Here is an 18,614-nt window from a genome sequence, read left to right on the forward strand (position 1 = left end):
CTATTCAATCATCTTAGTGACGCGGCTGGTGATTTTGTCCGTTTGGTTACGCGCTTCGTCATCACTTAGTGCTTCAGGCTTAATGTCTTTACCCATATTACCGACTAGATAAGCGCCTTTAGGCTCTCTGACTTCTATACCTGCGATATGCTTATTGAGCAGGCTACGAATGTCATCCTCAAATTCATCAAAGTTGACGGTTTCATTGGCATCTTCACGTACCTGTTTACGCAACTCCACAAAGGCCTTTAAGTCTTTTTTATAACGCTCTCGCTTACCCTCAAAAAAGCTATCTTCAAAGTAGGAGGCCGATTGTAGTGCGACTTTCATCACATTAGCAAACTCAGTCAAAGCGGCATAAAAATCATCACGCTTTTTCAGGCGCGTATCGACGAATGTGCCCTCTCGCTCTTCTATTTTAGGTGATAACGACTGACGCAGGGCATTGCCATCTTGTTTGTTGGCCACATCAGCAAAAATCGCCCAGACTTTTTTGTGTAGCATGGGCAGTTTTTTGTATTCAGAGTCCATAGCATGGTACATACCCGCCAAGTCTTCAATGTCAAAGCCACCTTGGGTACGCTCAGCCAAATCTTGGTATTTTTCAATCGTGGTATCGAGCTCCTTTAGGATGCCACGATAATCAATCAAATAACCGAACTGCTTTTTGTTATGTAAGCGGTTAACGCGAGCAATGGCCTGAATCAAGTTATGACTCTTTAGCGGTTTGTCGATATATAGCACGGTGTTTTTTGGTTCATCAAAGCCCGTCAACAGCTTATCCACCACGATCATAATATCTGGACCAGCATCCTCACCAAAAGCGTCAATGATGTCTTTGGTATATTGGGTATCGTCCATACCGTATTTGAGCGCGACGTTATCCTGCCACCAGTTTTGAACGATGTCTTTACTCTCGGCGTCGACGACTTCATGACCTTCACGGGTGTCAGGCGGTGACATAGCCACGACTGAGCTGACCTTACCAATAGCGTCTAAAGCGTGCTTGTAGCGAATGGCAGATACTTTAGAATCACAAGCCAGCTGACCTTTTAGGCCTTGCTGCTTGAAGTTTTGAAAATGGTCGGAGATATCATGGGCGATCAGTTCTATACGCCCTTCGACTTGATAGACTTGGCCTTTTTTGGAAAACTTACGTTTAAGATCCGCTTTTTGCTCACTGGTGAGCTTTTGGGTAATACGCTCAAACCATTTGTCAATTGCGACATCATTGGTGTTCAGCTCAGGGATGCGCTCTTCATAGAGTAGGGGCGTGACGGTTTTATCGGCTACCGCTTGCTGCATGGTATAGGAGTGGATGATGGTGCCAAACTTGTTTTCGGTCTTATCGTCTTTAAGTAGTGGTGTACCCGTAAAGGCGATAAAGGCGGCATTAGGCAGAGCCTGCTGCATACGAATATTGTTTTCACCGTTTTGACTGCGGTGACCCTCATCAACCAAGACAATGATATTCTCGCTAGGGTTATAAAACTCATCGTACTGCGCCGCTGCACCAAACTTATTGATGATAGAGAACACAATACGCTCGTTACTCTTGCCGATTTTTTTGGCTAGGTCACGCCCAGAGAGCGCTTTGGCTAGGCGGCGATCTTTATCACTCAGCGCACCGGCGGAGATAAAGGTACGGGCGATTTGGTTTTCCAAGTCTATTCGGTCGGTCACGACAAACACACGGCATTTGGCAAGATCCTCAAGCCAAATCAGCGCTTTGGATAAAAATACCATGGTAAAGGACTTACCACTACCGGTGGTATGCCAAATCACGCCACCCTCACGGCTTCCTTGCTCGTCAAAATGACTGATGCGCTTAACTAAGGCTTTGATGCCGAAGACTTGCTGATAGCGCGCCACGATCTTACCTGCTTTACTATCAAACAGCGTGTAGTAGCGAGTCATATCTAGCAGTCGGTCGGGACGCAGCAGGCTGATAATCAAACGGTCTTGATCGGTCACGGCAAGCGAGCCTGCAGCAAGCAGCGACTGATATGCACGTTTATCATCAGCGCTACGCTGTGCAAACAAATGGTCGATTTGAGGATCATCTAAGCGTTGGTTTTTTAATTGATGGAACTCAGCCTCGCTGATTTCTTCTTCGATCCATTTAGACCAGAACTTTTCAGGGGTGCCGCAAGTACCGTACAAACCTTCGTGGCCATTGATAGCAAGGAGCAGCTGACTGTAGGCAAAGAGATGCGGAATGTACTTTTGCCCTTGATTGCGGATGTGCTGCGAGATGGCTTGGCTATTGGTGGATTGATGCGGATTGTTTGAGTCGGGGCGTTTGGCTTCTATGACCACTAGCGGTAAGCCATTTACAAAGCAGACAATGTCGGGGATGACATTGCCAGTCGCATCAGCGTTTTGCACGACCATCTCTTCGGTCACGTGATAGGCATTGTTTTCGATATGCTGCCAGTCGATCAGCTGAATAGTCGGCGAGGCCTTTTTACCATTGATAAATTCGGTGACGCTGACGCCATAGAGTAGGGCGTCATAAAGCTTTTCGTTAGCACGAGTGAGCCCTAGGTTCATCGCAGGATTTAGCTCGCTGATGATCTTGTCAATACCAGCGTCAGATAGATGATGCTGCTGACCTTCAAAAGGAAAGGTTTGAGTGGTTAAAAACTCACGCAGCACAGTCAATAGCATCACTTGATTGCTGCTATTGGCTGATGTCTGTAGACTTGAGCTTTTAGAACTGCGTAGCTGTAAGCACTCTTGCGGGGATAGATAGCGATAGCCCAAATTCATCAGTAGGGTAAGAGCGGGGATTTTTGCGCTAAATTCCTCGGCGAAATTAATACTGTTAGTCATCTAACCACCCTCGTAATATGTTGATAACCACAGGTGTAAAGGCTTCAAGCTTGCCATCTTGTGGCTGTGCTAAATCATTAATAACCATTTGAATCAAGTCGCTATCATCTATGACGTCATCAGGATCAACGCCTCCTCCTAATAGCAAAGCTTGTACAAACTGACTCCTTTGTTCAATCAAAGACTTATTATCTAAGTTCAAAACACGAATAGTCTCTTTGGCATCATCAGTTAGACCCGTCACTCTACCACTGAGCTTAAACACTAAGTCCGTCTCACACTCAGCGTCAAAAGGCGTTAACGGCAGTGGTTGAGATCCATGGGCATCATCGCACTGATTGGGCGTTGTGCAGCTGGCAACGATATTGGTGTAATCAAGGCTTCTGTTTGGAGCGATTCTTCTTGCTTCAACATGCTCATTCATCGTGTCACGACTGTCACCAGAGATTGGCTTGCAGCAATAAGCACACAAATAAAACTGCTCTGTGGTACAGGCCAAACGGATATCCTATCTTATCTCAGATGTCAGATCGCTATAATTGCCTTGTTTATGACGACGCTTAAACTGACGCAAGCTTGTTGGCTCAAAACCTGCCTGCTTATCTATTTTTCGCAAGCTGTAGCTCCTTTTTACGAAGCAGTAATCTTGCTTTGGCAAGCCCCATATTGCCTGCTGGCAGCTCGCACTCTAGTGTTTGCATAAGCGCCTTGGCGTCATCGACGTCGCCATCTTGAATGGCATCTAATAAATCATTAAGCTGATCATTAATATCGGGGTTACGGACGTCTGTGCCCATCGCCTCGAGCAGTACAGTATTGACGTCTGCACCATATAAAGGCGGCAAGGCACCAATCTCACCATCATCTAATAGATAGACTAAGATGTCTTTTTGATCACTGATGACCAAAGGCGAGTGGGTACTAAGCACAATCTGACAATTGGGGAAAGTAGCGGTAAAGCGTGGTACAAGATTACGCTGCCAACTGGGGTGCAAGTGCATGTCCACTTCATCGATTAAGATGATACCATCGCCTTGTAGCGGATCCTCCAAGTCAGGATTCATCATCGCCAAACGCCGAGCAATATCACCCACCAATGCCATGAGTGATTTCTCACCTTGCGAGAGCTGCATGACGTTTAGCGATTTGCCGTCTTTATCGATTGCCATATGCAATCGCGGTTTACGCTGCACGCGGATATTGCTGAGATCAGGCATAAACGCGCTAATGGCAGTTCTAACAGCGGTTAGTTGTTTGTCTTCAATTCGACTGTCATTTATCTTATCTATATTTTTAAAATTTTCACGAAAAGTCGTTACTTCTTCAATGAATTTCGTCAACTCTTTTAAATTATTAATTCTTTCTTCAGTACTTAAATTTTCATCTTGACGCTTTCTTAACTCCTCCGCTTTTTTCTTATATATCTCTGTCAGCTCTTCTTGTCGTTTAACTTCTTGTATCTGTTCAGACCAAGAGTTTTCGCGATACCTGAGCCGCTCCTCATTCTCAATATCTTCGCGCTCACGGAACCATTCAAAAAACCGCCGAAAGTCCACACCTTGATTGAGCGCACTATCGTAGCCGTCTATTTGGTCAAAATTATGCCTGTTTCTGATCTTTAGGGGAATATCTAAAACTGAACGCTCAACAGGGTAGTACGCAATCAGTGGCAGACTGGCATTGTCATTATCGGTAAGCTGCTGCCGATAGCTGTCTACGAGTTTATTGAGCTGACTCAAAGCGCTAGATTTGTCGCTCTTGCGACCCTTACGTGCTTTGGCAAGTGTCCACTCATAGAGTGACAGCTCGCTATCATTGCTGCTCTGAGCCTGATCGGATAGCTGTAATGTGATGCTAGCGGCGGGTGCATTATCGAGGATAGACAGTTCATTAATCGTATTGCCGTTGCCTTTTTCATTTCGTAAGCGCGCGACAAACCAGCTGAGCGATGTTGCCAGTGCCTCGAGTATCGAGGTCTTGCCAGCGCCATTGTTACCAATGAATATCGTGACGTTTGAAGGATGCTCAGCCGTGGGCGCAACATCCACCTCAAGGCTGTCAAAGCGTCCTAGATGACTGAGCGTAAGTTTTTTTATATCCATGAGTGTATCCAGTCGCTTTTTTGTGTACCCGATCAATAAAGTTCTTTGTGCTTTGTCAGTATAACAGTCTGTTATTGTTTGTCGCTTTAAGTCGCCTATCCAAATAATAATAACATCCTGCACACACCGCACCGCTGATACCGACTGCCAAGCTGATCCAGATAGAAAGCCAAGTATTATGATCAAACATGAGTGGTATCAGCCCATACAAAAAACCGCTGATCATGGCAAGGGATAAACTCAGTTTATCTATTTTTTGTAAAATGACGAGGTAAATAAAAAATACCACATAGGCCAAGGTGTAATAAACATAAAAGGTCACTATAGTTCCTGCCAATAGAGTTATAACTATCCTGATATTTTCAAACAGCGTGGCATATCCCCAAAGCACGGTATCAAATGTAAAGATAGTATAAGCCAACGCCAAAAACACCGCGCCTACCAAGGGCGGTACAAAAAACTTGAGTAGCCATGCCAGCACTATGCGGTACCCCCATCAACCAAAACCCGCTTCTTACCCGTCAAAAGCTGCTGCATCAACGCCTTTTTCTCTTGCTGTAAATCGGCAAGCTGTTGTTCGAGCAATTCGATTTCTTTATCAGCATTGGTTAATACCGCAGCGATTTTTTGTTGTTCGCGTTTTGATGGTGTAGGTACTTTAAGTGCTTTAATTATTTTAATAGTTAATTGAGGTTGAGCAGAACCAAATGTTAATGATTCAATTTGCTGTTTAAATGATGATGAATTAGTCACCTTGTAGAAAAAATCACTTTCTAAACTAGACTTATAGCAGTTCAGAGTTACCATGCCAGAGTTAACTCTAATGCAATCATAAGATATTGAGTCATCGTAATAAGCTGTCTGACCCACAGTACCTCTAGTTGTTAGAATAATATCTCCTCTATTCACAACTCCTTTTCTTAGTTTCTCATGCTTTTCTTTAGTAATAAATTGAATTTCATCAAAAACAAACCCTCTTTTAGTCACATTTTTGGCACTTAAAAACAGACAATATCCATTCGTAAGCAAATCTGAAGATTTTGGATACTCTTTACCTCTGTCTCCATCAGTTACGACAACGCCCAATTCTGATAAAGATTTTTCCTCCCACTTACCCTCAAACCGCTCACCATTGTCATCAAGCAAACGCTTTTTACCGGTCAGCAACTGCTGCATCAACGCTTTTTTCTGCTGTTTGCTGTTATCAATCAAACGCTCAGTGGTATCAATCGCTTTATCCCAAGTGGTTAGGATTTTGGCGATTTTTTGTTGTTCGGGTAGGGGTGGGACTAAAACAGGAATACTCTCACAGTTTGATTTATTTAAATAAAGTATAGTCGTTCTAGATGCAATGCTTTCCATCAAAGGTTTTTGAGTCACTAGCCAATATGCTAAATACTCATTATCAATTTTAGGAGAGCAAACGAATGCATGCAGCTGTTGGTTTAATACAACTTGTTCTTTAGTAATAGCAACTAAGCCTAGGTCGCCAACGGCAGACATTACAACAGCGCCTTCAGGTACAATTTTTCCACCACATTCATTAATTACATCTTCGCTAACATAATTTTCTTGAATATTTGAAGGGATATATCTACTTTTAATCTCTGGAACTGTAACCCATGCAATATCTCCACCAAATGACTTTGGTTTGTTTCTACCGGGAACTATCGAGCTACAAATTTTACCAACTAAGTGTCTCTCCCATCCATTAGGCACCATAACCAAGCTCCTTAAGATAGCCTTCCATCTCAGACTCTAAGCTGGTAAGCTCTGCTTTGAGTGCCAAACGCTCTTCACGTACCGCCACAAGGTCAATCTCTGCCTCAGGCTCAAAGGTATCGACATAACGCGGAATATTGAGGTTAAAGTCGTTTTCCTTAATCTCATCAAGGCTGGCAACATAGGCATATTTATCGACAAACTCACGCTTGTTATAAGTCTCAATGATTTTTGCCAAATTCTCATCCGTCAGCTTGTTTTGGTTCGAGCCAGATTCATATTCACGACTGGCATCGATAAATAATACCGTATCGTCGGTTTTGTTCTTTTTAAACACCAATATCGCCGCAGGAATCCCCGTACCAAAGAACAGCTTTTCCGGCAAGCCAATCACCGTATCAAGCAGGTTCTCCTCAATCAGTTGCTGACGGATTTTGCCCTCACTTGAGCCACGGAACAAGACGCCATGCGGCACCACCACGCCCATACGACCGGTGTCATTCTTTAGTGTTTCAATCATATGGGTGATAAACGCATAGTCGCCTTTGGTCTTCGGCGGTAGACCACGATGGAAGCGGCCATGCTCATCATCGGCGGCATCTTCATAACCCCATTTACTTAGCGAAAATGGCGGGTTGGCAGTCACCACATCAAAGCGCAGTAGCGAGCCTTTATCATCAAGCAGCAGCGGATGACGCAAGGTATCGCCCCATTCGATACGGTGGTTGTCCTCACCATGCAAAAACATATTCATCTTCGCCAGTGCCCACGTTGAGCCAATCGCCTCTTGCCCAAACAGCTCATAGTTTTTGCTGCCTGAGTTTTTGCGTGCCATCGCCCCGCATTTGATGAGCAGAGAGCCTGAGCCACAAGCTGGGTCACATATCGCATCACCAGCGACAGGGTTTAGAATAGTCGCTAACAGGCTCGACACCTCAGGCGGGGTGTAGAACTCGCCCGCACTGGCGCCCGCATCTGCCGCGAAGTGCTTGATCAGATACTCATAGGCATTACCAATCACATCCAAGCTACCGACCCGCGACGGGCTAAGGTTCATCACCTCTTTACCGTAGTCTTCAAGCAAATGCCGCAGCAGCTCGTTTTTCTTTTTCTCATTGCCCAAGCGATCGGTGTTAAAGCTGATGTCTTGGAAGACGTTTTTGAGCTTATTACCGTTGGCTTCCTCTATCGCGTGTAGCGCTTCATCGATACGCTGACCATTGCCGGGCTGATGACGCTGCTCGTACAAATCCCAAAAGCTGGCACCATCAGGCAACACGAAGCGTTGGTTGCTCATCAGCTCTTTGACCAAATCGGCATCGCCATACTCATCCATTAGGCTGTTGTATTCATCACGGTACACATCCGATAGATACTTCAAAAACAGCATGGTCAAAATAAAGTCTTTATAAGTATCGGCGCTGATCACACCGCGAAAGGTGTCACAGGCGTTCCAAACCGCTTTGTTGATCTCAGCTTGACTGATAGGGGAGATAGGAGTTGCAGCCATGTCAGGATGTTTCCTTAAATGAGTCTATGATTTATAGTTGAAGGATTGATAGTAGTAGGAACTGATAGTTATCGTGTTATTGGTTTAATGCATCTTGCGCACTATATTAGTTTACTGACACGCTTTAGTCTATCGCCATTGTATCAGTGTCCGACATTGAGCGTCGCATGGAGAAAGAGGTTTTCTGACTTAACGTATAGGGAGGGGAGGAGCGTCATTCTAAGAAGGCTGCTTAAAAAATAACAGACACAAAAAAACCGCAGACCATAGTTGGTTTGCGGTTTTTCGTACTTCTATAATGGTACCCGGAGCCGGAACGATATACGTATATTAAGGTATTGATTTTATTAAAATTTTTAAGTTGAGTGTTGTTTAGTGTACATAGCAGTGTACATGGAATTCACTTTTCATATTACTACTACTATTTTTTATTCAGTACTATTGTAAGCTTCATCAATCAGTTGCTGAAGATACTCTGCGCTACTTACTCCATACTCGCTAGCTAATTTTTTAAGCCTATTCATATGGCGTCTGGTTAAGAAGTGCTCTTGAGCAGTCTCGGCGTCTCTCTTACCTTGAAATCTTCTTTGAGTCCATGCATTACGCATTTTTCTGATTATTTCTTTTTTATGTAGGCTCATCCTATATGGATGATTATTTCTATGACCAAAAATATCTAGCGCGTCTAGAGATGCGCAGATCTGTATATAGTAAGTGCTCAGATCATTACTTAGGAATAATGGGTTCTCGATAAGATATCCATATTTACTTAAGTAGCTATGCGCCCAAAAAATTTGTTTCTCACTTTTTCTATCTAACCATTCTAGGTCTTGCGGTGTAGTCAGTACTTTATTATACAAGCTTTTAGCTTCGTTCATAAAGTTCCTTTTCCATTCAATATTATAATCATGATACTCAGATCCATCCCTGTCTAATGAAATTATGTTTGTCAAATCAAAACACGTAATCAAGTTGTTTTGAAAGTCAGCGGAGTAATTTCCCCAGAAAAATGAAAGATTATGCTTATATTTATACGAGTAATGATCAAACCATAATGCTGCTCTCAAATCATCTTGTAGCCAAACTATAGACTCATCAGGTAACACATTAGCTTTAGAAAAAATAGCAAGTGATTCTCTATAACTTTCTGTTAACTCAAGGCTATTACAGGCAGTGTTTAGATACTCTAAATCGTTAGGAAGGTCCACGTTATATCCATCTGAAATCAATTCGTTTAACGCAATATTAACCTGCCTCTGAGTTAATTTTAACTTTATATTCTTTTCTGGATTAAGCTTAATCACATCATTAGTATCAGTCATTTTACATCTTCTCTTCAATATTTTAAGTAATATTTTACTAACGATACCATAATTTAACAATAATATTTAAATAAATTTATAGTAATAATATAGTAATAATTTAATAAATAAATTTTAGCTAAACCCTCGATACTACTAGTGTAGGGTAGTATATTAGCGTTAGTATGTTAAATAAAGAAAATTAAATAATAAATATAAAGAATATTTGTTCAGGTGTTTTTATTATCATCTGCCGCCTATCACAGATATGCTTGTGAATTCTTCTATATGCACTAAAGCTTTTGTTTATAATTTCTAGTGCCTTGATTACGAAAAATATCAGTTAAATGCATGATTCGAATAACACCTTGATACACGGTATATTTCACACAAATAGGATCGACTATACCGCTAGTATTCACATGCTCCACTAGCAGGTTATTTATATTATTATATGTAGCAGCGTCACTACGCTGACTATCTTCACACTAAACCACCAGTAGTCAGAATAAAAAAATATGGTGTAGCTCTACTATGTGCAAGACAAACCACATAGGAGAAACATCATGAAATACAGTAACCATAATCAAAATTTTCTAATGACTAAAGTCCATCAGTTAGTCATCAATATTATCTCCAGTCGAGCTAAATCAGACTCTATTATTTCTGACTCGTTCATTAATGAGCTGAACAACTTGTATCAACCATTCATGTATTGTTATGAGCCTGATACTGAGCTGGTTTACTCGATGCCCATCAACGCTTTTTTTATTAGTACGCAGCTTATTGTCGGTGATCAATATCCTAATGAAGTGATTTGGGATAATAGCAACGTAGCTGAGCTGATCGATAGATTACGTTGCTATAAAAGAGAGATTAATCGTGAGAAATGTGTTTTAAAATATGAAGAAGGGAAAAATAAGGAGTCGTTAGGTCTGTACATCACTCAATTATTCAATCATCATGCACGGCTGATATTTGTTCGTGTCGATCTCAAATACGCTAAAGATTGTAGCCACTTGATTACTATCGAAGACTTTCACGACCATATAAAAAAGCTATGTCAGATGATAAGAAATGAAGACACTTGCTTTAGATGCTTACAAGGTTATGCATGGGCGCTTGAGCAGGGAGGCATCGAGGGCGGATTACATTGTCATTTGTTGCTGATATATGACGGTAATAAGAGACAAAATGATTGGTATATCGCAAAAGAGGTTGGTGAAAAGTGGAAGGTCATTACTGGTGGTCTAGGCGAGTGCTATAGTTATCACGATAAAGAGACTAAGCAGGGTTATGAGCGAAACGGTAAATTAGGTATCGGTATGATTCATCGTAATGAACCTCAAGAGGTTGAAAATGCTTTAGATTCAGCTTTATACCTAACAAAGCCAAGCAAGGAAGATCAGCACTTAAAAGTATGGCTCCCAAACATGAACACCTTTGCACATGGTCGATACCGCACATCCGACCGCCGAGGACTACCGCCCATATCAAAATAATTTCAGATATATACTATTACCACGAGATGGAGCATAGCCTACCAGTGCATGCTTTCATCCTGTGACAAGGTCTGCTTCTAGCAGGCCTTTTTTATGCGCAAAATTTAGGAGTATATATGAAAACCCTATGTCCTAGCTGTCAGTCATCTTTGGTCTACGAAATGACTGATGGTAGTCAAATCAATCTTATTGATCAGCTGTTATCCCCTGCGGTATTAGTCAGCCTTGGCGTTAGTCTTTGCAAAGCACTTAAAGTACATCCTGCTATAGGTGTGGTTGCAGGAACAACGGTAGCAGCGCTTATTGAGATCACTCAGTCTCATCAAGCGCTGCCAATGCTGGTCAATAAGCAATATCGCTGTGATGACTGCTCGCATGTCTTCACCACCTTTCACTCATTCACTTAAACTCAATTTAATCATAATACAAAAGGAAAATTATCATGGCACATTTAATCGAGAGTATGGCATACGTTGGCGAAACCCCTTGGCATGGCCTTGGCAGTGAGCTATCCCCTAAACAGCCGCTTGAGGTATGGGCGCGTGAGGCAGGAATGGATTGGCGTATTGAATCATCAGACGTCAATTTCATGGCTGAGAACGATCGAGGGCATAACCTTATTTTGCCCTTTGCTGAGCAAAAGGTCTTGTATCGCTCAGATACCTTTGATCCGTTATCCGTAGTCAGTCAGCGCTATCAAGAAGTGCAACCTGAAGAGATCCTAGAGTTCTATCGTGATCTCACTGAGCAAGCAGACTTTGAGCTTGAAACAGCAGGTGTGTTAAAGGGTGGCCGTAAGCTGTGGGCGCTTGCTCGTACAGGTCAATCAGCGTCTTTACGTGGCGGTGATGTCAGTCACGGCTATTTATTGCTCGCTACCGCTTGTGATGGCACGCTTGCGACCACAGCACAGTTTACCAATATCCGTGTGGTGTGTAATAACACGCTTGCGGTAAGCCTCGCTGATGGTAGTGGTGGCGTGGTGAAAGTACCGCACTCCACTTCCTTTGATGCGGACAAGGTCAAACAGCAATTAGGCGTGTCGGTTAAACAGTGGGATGAGCATATCTATGAGATGAAGCAGTTATCTGAGCGCCGTGTGACCCAAGCGGAAGCGGCTAACTATCTAAGCCGTGTGTTTAACGATCAGGACAATGACATCATTTTATTTAATAGCGCTAAGAAAGAGAAAGACGCTGTGCCCAATGCTCGCGCAATGAATAAAGTGATGCAGATGTTTAACGGTCAAGGACGCGGTGCTGATCTCGATGCGGCTAAAGACACCGCTTATGGTTTGCTCTGTAGTATCACTGAATACGTCGATCATGAACGCCGTGCAATGAATACCGACAATCGACTTAATTCAGCATGGTTCGGTGCTGGGGCTAAGCTGAAGGAGAAAGGCTTACAAGATGCGCGAGCTTTAATCGCTTAGCGGTCTTAGTTGTTTTATTACACCAACAATAACCACGTCTTAGGGCGTGGTTTTTTTATGCCGATTATTTAACCAATCACATTCACTACTCCATTTATAAGGAATTTATCATGGAAACCATCGCTTTAAACAACACCGCTCAAACGAGACGTCGTAAGCGTAAAGCATTGCAAGCTAGACACACCAAACCGACTGCTAAAATTAACGCTAAGAAAATTCAGCCAACCGAGAAAAACACCACTAAGAAAGACAAGGTCGTCAAAACTACAGCAAAACGTCTGGTGAATACGAAACATCTCAGCCGTGACAAATGGCTTGAGATACGTAAGCAAGGCATTGGTAGTAGTGACGCTGCCGCCGCTTGCGGTATTCACCCGTATCTATCGATGCTGGAGCTGTGGATGATTAAAACAGGGCGTATGGAATCAAACCTTGATGAGGGTATCGAAGGGTATTCACCACTGTATTGGGGCAACACTTTAGAGCCAATGGTGGCTAAATACTACCAAGAGCACACAGGTAATAAAGTCAGGCGCGTCAATGCCATCTTGCAGCACCCTGATCCTGAGCAGCACTTTATGTTGGCGAACTTGGATTATGCAATCACTGGTAGCGATGAAGTGCAGATTTTAGAATGCAAAACTACAGGAGAGCATGGCGCTAAGCTTTGGAAACATGGTGTACCGTTATATGTCACGTGCCAAGTACAGCATCAACTGGCGGTCACAGGCAAACAAGCCGCGCATATCTGTGTATTGCTTTGCGGACATGAGGCAAAGATCTATAAGGTTGAGCGCGATGAGCGCTTGATTGCGTCTATCATGGAGCATGAGCGTCTGTTTTGGCAATATGTGGAAACGGATACACCGCCAACGCCCGATCATTCAGAGTCAGCCGCACGCGCATTAAAGCAGCTTTACCCTAAGCCTGCCAGTAAAATCGATTTCAGCGAAGACGCTGGGGCTAATAAGCTATTCACTAAGTTACTGAATCACCGTGACTCAATGAGTGAGCTACAAAAGCAGCATGACCAAATCAAACATCAACTGCAAAGCTTGATTCAAGACAATGAAGTGGCTGTTTTCGATAAAGGCGCGATCTCATGGAAGCGCTCTAAAGATAGCGTGAGCTTAGACAGTAAAGCCGTCACTAAAGCCCATCCAGAGCTGATGGATAAGTTTAGCAAAACCCGTCAAGGCAGTCGTCGCTTCGTCATCTTAAATGATAATTAAACCAAGACAGCTAATCTCATTAACCAAACGCATAAAGCCCACCTGTGATAGGTGGGCTTTTTTATGTCGATTTATTCGAATTATTAAACATACAAGGAATATCATCATGATTAAAGGTCTCACTATTACCCCGCCCGTTTTAGGTCGTATCAGCATTGGTTGCGTCATCCAAAAGGACGGCAAGCGTCTACCTGCCAAAGACGATCAATTCACCATTACCAGCCAAGTGCAAAATAAAGACGGCTGGGTCAATCATCCGCTTGATGAAAAGCTTCGCGCACGTAGTGAAGGTAAGCTTCGGCAAATACCCGTACGCATGCTGTTTAATGATCCTGATCTTAATTTGCGCGCGCAGTACACATTATTTGATCGGCAGACAGGTCGACCGTTATGCGTGGGCGATGGCGAACACTGTCAGCGTCGCACCAATAATGGCGTTGAGCAACTACCTTGTCCATCGCCTGATCGTTGCCCACTCGCGCAAGGCGGTGCTTGTAAGCCTTATGGCAGACTGTACGTCAATTTAAGTGAAGATGATGAGCTAGGTACGTTTATCTTTCGTACCACAGGCTTTAATAGTATTCGTACGCTTGCAGCACGGCTAAGCTACTTTGCCGCAGTGTCAGGTAATAAGCTGTCATGCTTGCCACTACAATTAACGCTTAGAGGTAAAAGTACCACGCAAAGCTATCGCACACCCATTTACTTTGTGGATTTAACCCTGCGTGATGGAGTGACACTCAAAGATGCGGTACAGCAAGCTAAGGCAATTGATAGTGAGCTTAGCGAGAACGGTTTTGATCAAGCGGCATTGGAGCAAGCTGCCACGCTTGGTTATGCCAATTCGTGCTTTGAAGTTGATGGCGATGAGATGTCTGATGTGGCAGACGACAGCAATCAAATGCCTAGCAAGGTAGAGGAAGCGATGCAGCCAAACACACGCAGTATTGCGCAAGGCTTACGCCAAAGTGTGACAGCGGTGAGCTAACTCGTGACAGATAAATAATGGCATAAAAAGGAGTTGATCAGATCAGCTCCTTTTTTTATTACCTGCATCAAAGGCTAACGCTCGGACTGCATAGGATGCCATAAAAAAATATGGGACTCGGTAAGTATATGAGAGGTGATGCTCTCGTTCACTTACAAGGAGATAATCATGGAAAATTTAAACGCAACACAACCAGCCATCGAGCAATGCAATCACATTCCACAACTGCTAAGCATTAAAGACGTTGGGCACTATACTGGGCTTAGCCGTTCGACCATTTATGAGATGATCAATGAGGAATCTGACCGTTACGATCCAACGTTCCCTAAAAAAGTGCAACTTACGAAGGTAAGGGTCGTGTGGGTAGCAAGCGAGATTGCAGAGTGGATTGAGAGTAAGATAGCTGCTCGTATTAATTAAGGTTGGTACGAAAATAAGTCACGTAATGTGACTTATTTTTTGCTAACTGTTGTTTTTTTATCGTTTTTATGAAATATTGTGCAGCAATTTATACTTTTATCAGAACGAATTTTTCAAATAAAATTATCGTAAGGCTACATTGATGAAACCAAATCTTGATAAAGCTAGTAATGAAAAATCTGTAGATAGCCGAGTGAAAAGTAGGGATAAATATGTATGGTTTTTAGCAAAACTTTATCCACTGTTAATGTACGTGTTCATCGCTATATTGACGTATAACTTGCATATTGAGCTTTTGTCAATATTTGCGCTTTATCTGATGCCTTCGATAGCTATATGCTATTTTGACAGACAGTATCTTATAGATCATGATCTTAATAAACCCAAGCATTGGTACATTTATATCCCTCCTCTCTACTTATGGGATAGTTCAAAAAAGTTATCTAGTCGTAAAAGATATGCAGAAGACTGGATCGTTAGTGTGATCGCTCTTTTATTGGTAGTAAACTTTCTTGTCTATGGCTCTGATAAGAGAGTAAATGATGGTTACTGTAATGTAGTTACAGATATTATCGCTGAAAATATATCATCATCTGCCGCTACATGCGTGAAAGTAAATATTGACCATGAAGTAACAGACGAGCTTTATGCGGCTACTGCCATCCTTAGTAATGGTAAAAAGATTGATATTACTATTACGGATCAAGGAGATGATTATTATATAGAGCTTGTTGACAATGTTTTCTCTTTTGCAAATCAAGCGTCAGCTACTCCGCAATCTAAGCCTGTTGAAGCATGGCAACCTAGCAAAAAAGTTCCGACCACTGATGAGTTGTATGGTCGAAACCAAGATGATGAAGAGAGTGTCCGTGACGATAATAGACATAGCTTGCTTTATGAAGACGGTGATATTGAATTGAATGAGCATGCAGAAAAACTCAATAACTCCAACGTACCAACTAATCCCAATACCCTCCCTGGTGAAGAATATTATGAAGGTGAAGATAGTGGGGTGGTTGAAGGCATGGGTCATGATTATAGTGACCCTTATTATACAGACAGATAGTTTTGAGCTATACAAAGTATGTGCTATCGAAAACCTTTTTGTATAGTGGTCTAATCATACGCTGTTTGTGATACGAAATTAGTAAATAACGTTTGAATATAGTCGTTTAAATAACCGCTTTATACAAAGGTAAAGCGGTTATTTTTTTTGTGTTTTGCCAAGCAATAAGCGCAGCTGTTTAATCGTGGCATGAATGCTTTGATCAAGTACAGGTTTTGCAAATAAAGGCTCATAGCTCTTTGGTAGAGCAGGGTTATCAGATAATTGCGGATGCAGCGAGCTTTTACATTTTTGCGCAGTATGGGGAGTGTTTTGGCCTAGCACGTTCAGCAACATACCTTCTAGGCATAACGGCTTTGAATATAAGATGGTAATTTCTGAATCTTTAGCGGCTTTAATATCTTGTTGATTAACAGGAACGTCGCTATCCATCAAAATGAACTTTTTATCATAACCAACATGACGGCTTTTTTTGACGGTGTCTTTAATGATGTCGTGCGGAGATCCACCACTTGAAAAGTCTAAAGTGATTTTACTACCAGAGCGCCTTTCATGATAGATACCTTTCATATGACTCAAGAATGCTTTGTCATGCTCACCTTCACCCATAACAAGCAAGGTAGTTTTGTTGACTGACCGAGGTTTACGCTTTGCCATAACCCAACCCCCTTATAGATTTGGTATCGCGTCAAACGCGCCAGCCATATATTTCGCATAAAGGTTATCGTCATTACGAACCCCTTCCATCTCATCTAACCGCCAAGCTTCTGAAGCCTGCTCGTATTTTTCGACCAAATAAATTTGATGCTTATTTAACAAATTAAACACCTCGGGCGTATGGCAACTAAAAATAAGCTGAGCATTATGAGGGTTATGATGCGATGAGCGAAACAAATCAAAAATGGCGGGTAATAGTAGGGGGTGTAAGTCGTTATCAAGCTCATCGATAATAGCTACGCCACCATTTTTAAGCACAGGTAGTATTAGGCCAAGCAAGCTATAAGCAGATTGTGTGCCATTAGACTCTTCATAAATCATAAGCTCAAATGAGTCATCACCGACTTTATGAACACCAAAGGGCAGCAGTACTTCTTGCTGCTTTCCTTCATTGACCATCATAACGCTTTTTATATTAATTTCATCGATGCCCGTATCAAACTGACAAAGTAGCTTTTCAGCGGTTTGTTTTAAACCATCATCCTTAGCAAACAATTCAGTCATCTCAGGTATAGACTGGCTAAGACTGCCAAGCCTACCCATTGAGACGACATTGGTTTTATAGCCTTCAAACATCTCAATGATTGCTTCTGCCAGTGGTTCATCAAGCAAATTGGCATAACTGATCAAAGAGGCGTTTTTTTTCACGTCATCTGCAAGTGATGGGATGACAAAGCTGCGATGCTTATAAACCATCTCATCACCATCATAGTGACGGCTAAAAACGTAGCTAAATAAGCGACTGGTCTTTTTATATAGCGCTTCATTGATCACGCGGCTTTGGCTAAGCGTTAGCTCGTAGCGATACTCCTCATAAACACCATCAGCATTTTTGAGTAAAAAACCGATCTCAAATTCAGAAGGTTTGTTTTGGTTCAGCGCAAAGGGGCTATACGGGATACTGTCTTCTGAATCAAGGCTGCTAGTAGAGCCACAAATAAACCAGCGCAAAAACGACACTGCTTTGAGCAGCTGTGTCTTACCAGAGCCATTCGCACCTAAGATCGCTGTGACTTTATTGAGCCGATACTGGTCATGCGCGGTATCGATGTAAAAGTCATAGTTAGACTCAGTTGGTTGCTTACCTAGCGTAAACGATACTTCCGTTGATCCTGGGTAAGAGTAGAAATTATCGAAACGAGTATAAGTGATCATAGTCAACCGTTTTTAACGATATTTTGTGGTTTATAGGCTACGATAGCATAATAATGATCATGTAGTATAGTTTAGCTTGTCAAGATGGTCATATTTTCAGTGTCCTTGCAATGCTTGATTCGAAGCTCCTTGAAACTGACTTGACCATTTTCGATCGCTTGCTTAATAATTTTCTGACGCACATTTAATCTAGCATTACCTGTTTTTACCTCAGCAATAATGATCTGTACATCTTCTACATCAGCCAACCCTTCTGAGCATGCATGAAGATTTTGAAAAATCATATAATCAATTGGTTCTCCTAAGAAGCGGCAATCAGATGGATTGTAAGGAAAATCAGCGATAAAGGGAGTGAACTGTTCACCGATTTGACCCTTTAGTACATTACGCTGCATGTTATTAGAGCGCTTTTTAGCGTCCTTAATTTTTTGAGCAAGCTCAACTTCAAAATAAGCTTGTTGCTGGGTTATCGCGGTTTGAATATTGGCGATATCACGCTCGTTCTGTAAAATAGTTTTGTCTTGCGCTAAGATTTTTCGGACGGCAAGTACCAGCAAAACCAAAGCAACAAGAATGATAAGTAGTAAAATAGTATTGTTCATAATCGGTTCCTAAGTAAAATATAGTAA

At 42.3% G+C, this 18,614-nt stretch carries 16 protein-coding genes; 7 read left to right on the forward strand and 9 right to left on the reverse strand.

The features are described from left to right. The 6 genes from AADH33_RS04470 to AADH33_RS04495 all read right to left on the reverse strand — a co-directional run bounded on the left by AADH33_RS04470 (position 1) and on the right by AADH33_RS04495 (position 9,491). On the reverse strand, positions 1-2,835 hold the full coding sequence (locus AADH33_RS04470; RefSeq protein WP_348549695.1) for a type I restriction endonuclease subunit R: 2,835 nt from the start codon (positions 2,833-2,835) through the stop codon (positions 1-3). After that, on the reverse strand, positions 2,828-3,334 hold the full coding sequence (locus AADH33_RS04475; protein WP_348549696.1) for a hypothetical protein: 507 nt from the start codon (positions 3,332-3,334) through the stop codon (positions 2,828-2,830). The genes AADH33_RS04470 and AADH33_RS04475 overlap by 8 nt, the downstream gene beginning before the upstream one ends. Before the next feature lie 100 nt (positions 3,335-3,434). Then, entirely contained in the window at positions 3,435-4,937 is a 1,503-nt protein-coding gene (locus tag AADH33_RS04480) for an AAA family ATPase (RefSeq protein ID WP_348549697.1), read from the reverse strand. Between the two features lie 480 nt (positions 4,938-5,417). After that, positions 5,418-6,659 (reverse strand): restriction endonuclease subunit S, encoded by a 1,242-nt coding sequence (locus tag AADH33_RS04485; RefSeq protein ID WP_348549698.1) that lies wholly within the window; start codon positions 6,657-6,659, stop codon positions 5,418-5,420. Next, positions 6,649-8,169 (reverse strand): type I restriction-modification system subunit M, encoded by a 1,521-nt coding sequence (locus AADH33_RS04490; protein ID WP_348549699.1) that lies wholly within the window; start codon positions 8,167-8,169, stop codon positions 6,649-6,651. Before AADH33_RS04490 ends, AADH33_RS04485 begins: the two co-directional genes overlap by 11 nt. 428 nt (positions 8,170-8,597) lie before the next feature. Further along, complete coding sequence (locus AADH33_RS04495; protein WP_348549700.1) at positions 8,598-9,491, reverse strand: hypothetical protein; 894 nt, start codon at positions 9,489-9,491, stop codon at positions 8,598-8,600. Between the two features lie 545 nt (positions 9,492-10,036). On the opposite strand from AADH33_RS04495, the gene AADH33_RS04500 reads away from it, so the two are divergent. The 7 genes from AADH33_RS04500 (at position 10,037) to AADH33_RS04530 (ending at position 16,113) form a co-directional block, all read left to right on the forward strand. Further along, a complete protein-coding gene (locus AADH33_RS04500) occupies positions 10,037-10,972 on the forward strand; it encodes a YagK/YfjJ domain-containing protein (protein WP_348549701.1) in 936 nt (311 codons plus the stop codon). A gap of 116 nt (positions 10,973-11,088) precedes the next feature. Then, positions 11,089-11,379 carry a hypothetical protein gene (locus AADH33_RS04505; RefSeq protein ID WP_348549702.1) on the forward strand — a complete coding sequence of 97 codons (291 nt, stop codon included), beginning with the start codon at positions 11,089-11,091 and terminating at the stop codon, positions 11,377-11,379. Positions 11,380-11,414: 35 nt separating this feature from the next. Next, positions 11,415-12,407, forward strand: a complete 993-nt coding sequence (locus tag AADH33_RS04510) for a DUF932 domain-containing protein (RefSeq protein ID WP_348549703.1) — start codon at positions 11,415-11,417, stop codon at positions 12,405-12,407. Positions 12,408-12,517: 110 nt separating this feature from the next. Next, on the forward strand, positions 12,518-13,639 hold the full coding sequence (locus tag AADH33_RS04515; protein WP_348549704.1) for a YqaJ viral recombinase family nuclease: 1,122 nt from the start codon (positions 12,518-12,520) through the stop codon (positions 13,637-13,639). Positions 13,640-13,745: 106 nt separating this feature from the next. Then, positions 13,746-14,627 (forward strand): recombination directionality factor, encoded by an 882-nt coding sequence (locus AADH33_RS04520; RefSeq protein ID WP_348549705.1) that lies wholly within the window; start codon positions 13,746-13,748, stop codon positions 14,625-14,627. A 168-nt stretch (positions 14,628-14,795) separates the two neighbouring features. Next, on the forward strand, positions 14,796-15,047 hold the full coding sequence (locus AADH33_RS04525) for a helix-turn-helix transcriptional regulator (protein WP_348549706.1): 252 nt from the start codon (positions 14,796-14,798) through the stop codon (positions 15,045-15,047). Between the two features lie 142 nt (positions 15,048-15,189). Then, positions 15,190-16,113: a hypothetical protein gene (locus AADH33_RS04530; protein WP_348549707.1), complete on the forward strand. Its 924-nt coding sequence runs from the start codon at positions 15,190-15,192 to the stop codon at positions 16,111-16,113. A gap of 138 nt (positions 16,114-16,251) precedes the next feature. On the opposite strand, the gene AADH33_RS04535 is transcribed toward AADH33_RS04530, so the two are convergent. The 3 genes from AADH33_RS04535 to AADH33_RS04545 all read right to left on the reverse strand — a co-directional run bounded on the left by AADH33_RS04535 (position 16,252) and on the right by AADH33_RS04545 (position 18,587). Further along, positions 16,252-16,770 carry a hypothetical protein gene (locus tag AADH33_RS04535; protein ID WP_348549708.1) on the reverse strand — a complete coding sequence of 173 codons (519 nt, stop codon included), beginning with the start codon at positions 16,768-16,770 and terminating at the stop codon, positions 16,252-16,254. A 12-nt stretch (positions 16,771-16,782) separates the two neighbouring features. Continuing rightward, on the reverse strand, positions 16,783-17,985 hold the full coding sequence (locus tag AADH33_RS04540; RefSeq protein ID WP_348549709.1) for an AAA family ATPase: 1,203 nt from the start codon (positions 17,983-17,985) through the stop codon (positions 16,783-16,785). A 71-nt stretch (positions 17,986-18,056) separates the two neighbouring features. Beyond that, entirely contained in the window at positions 18,057-18,587 is a 531-nt protein-coding gene (locus AADH33_RS04545; protein WP_348549710.1) for a Holliday junction resolvase-like protein, read from the reverse strand. Positions 18,588-18,614: the final 27 nt, after the last annotated feature.

Origin of the sequence: Psychrobacter sp. KFRI-CH2-11 (assembly GCF_038239325.1) — a bacterium.
Taxonomy (GTDB): Bacteria; Pseudomonadota; Gammaproteobacteria; order Pseudomonadales; family Moraxellaceae; genus Psychrobacter; species Psychrobacter celer.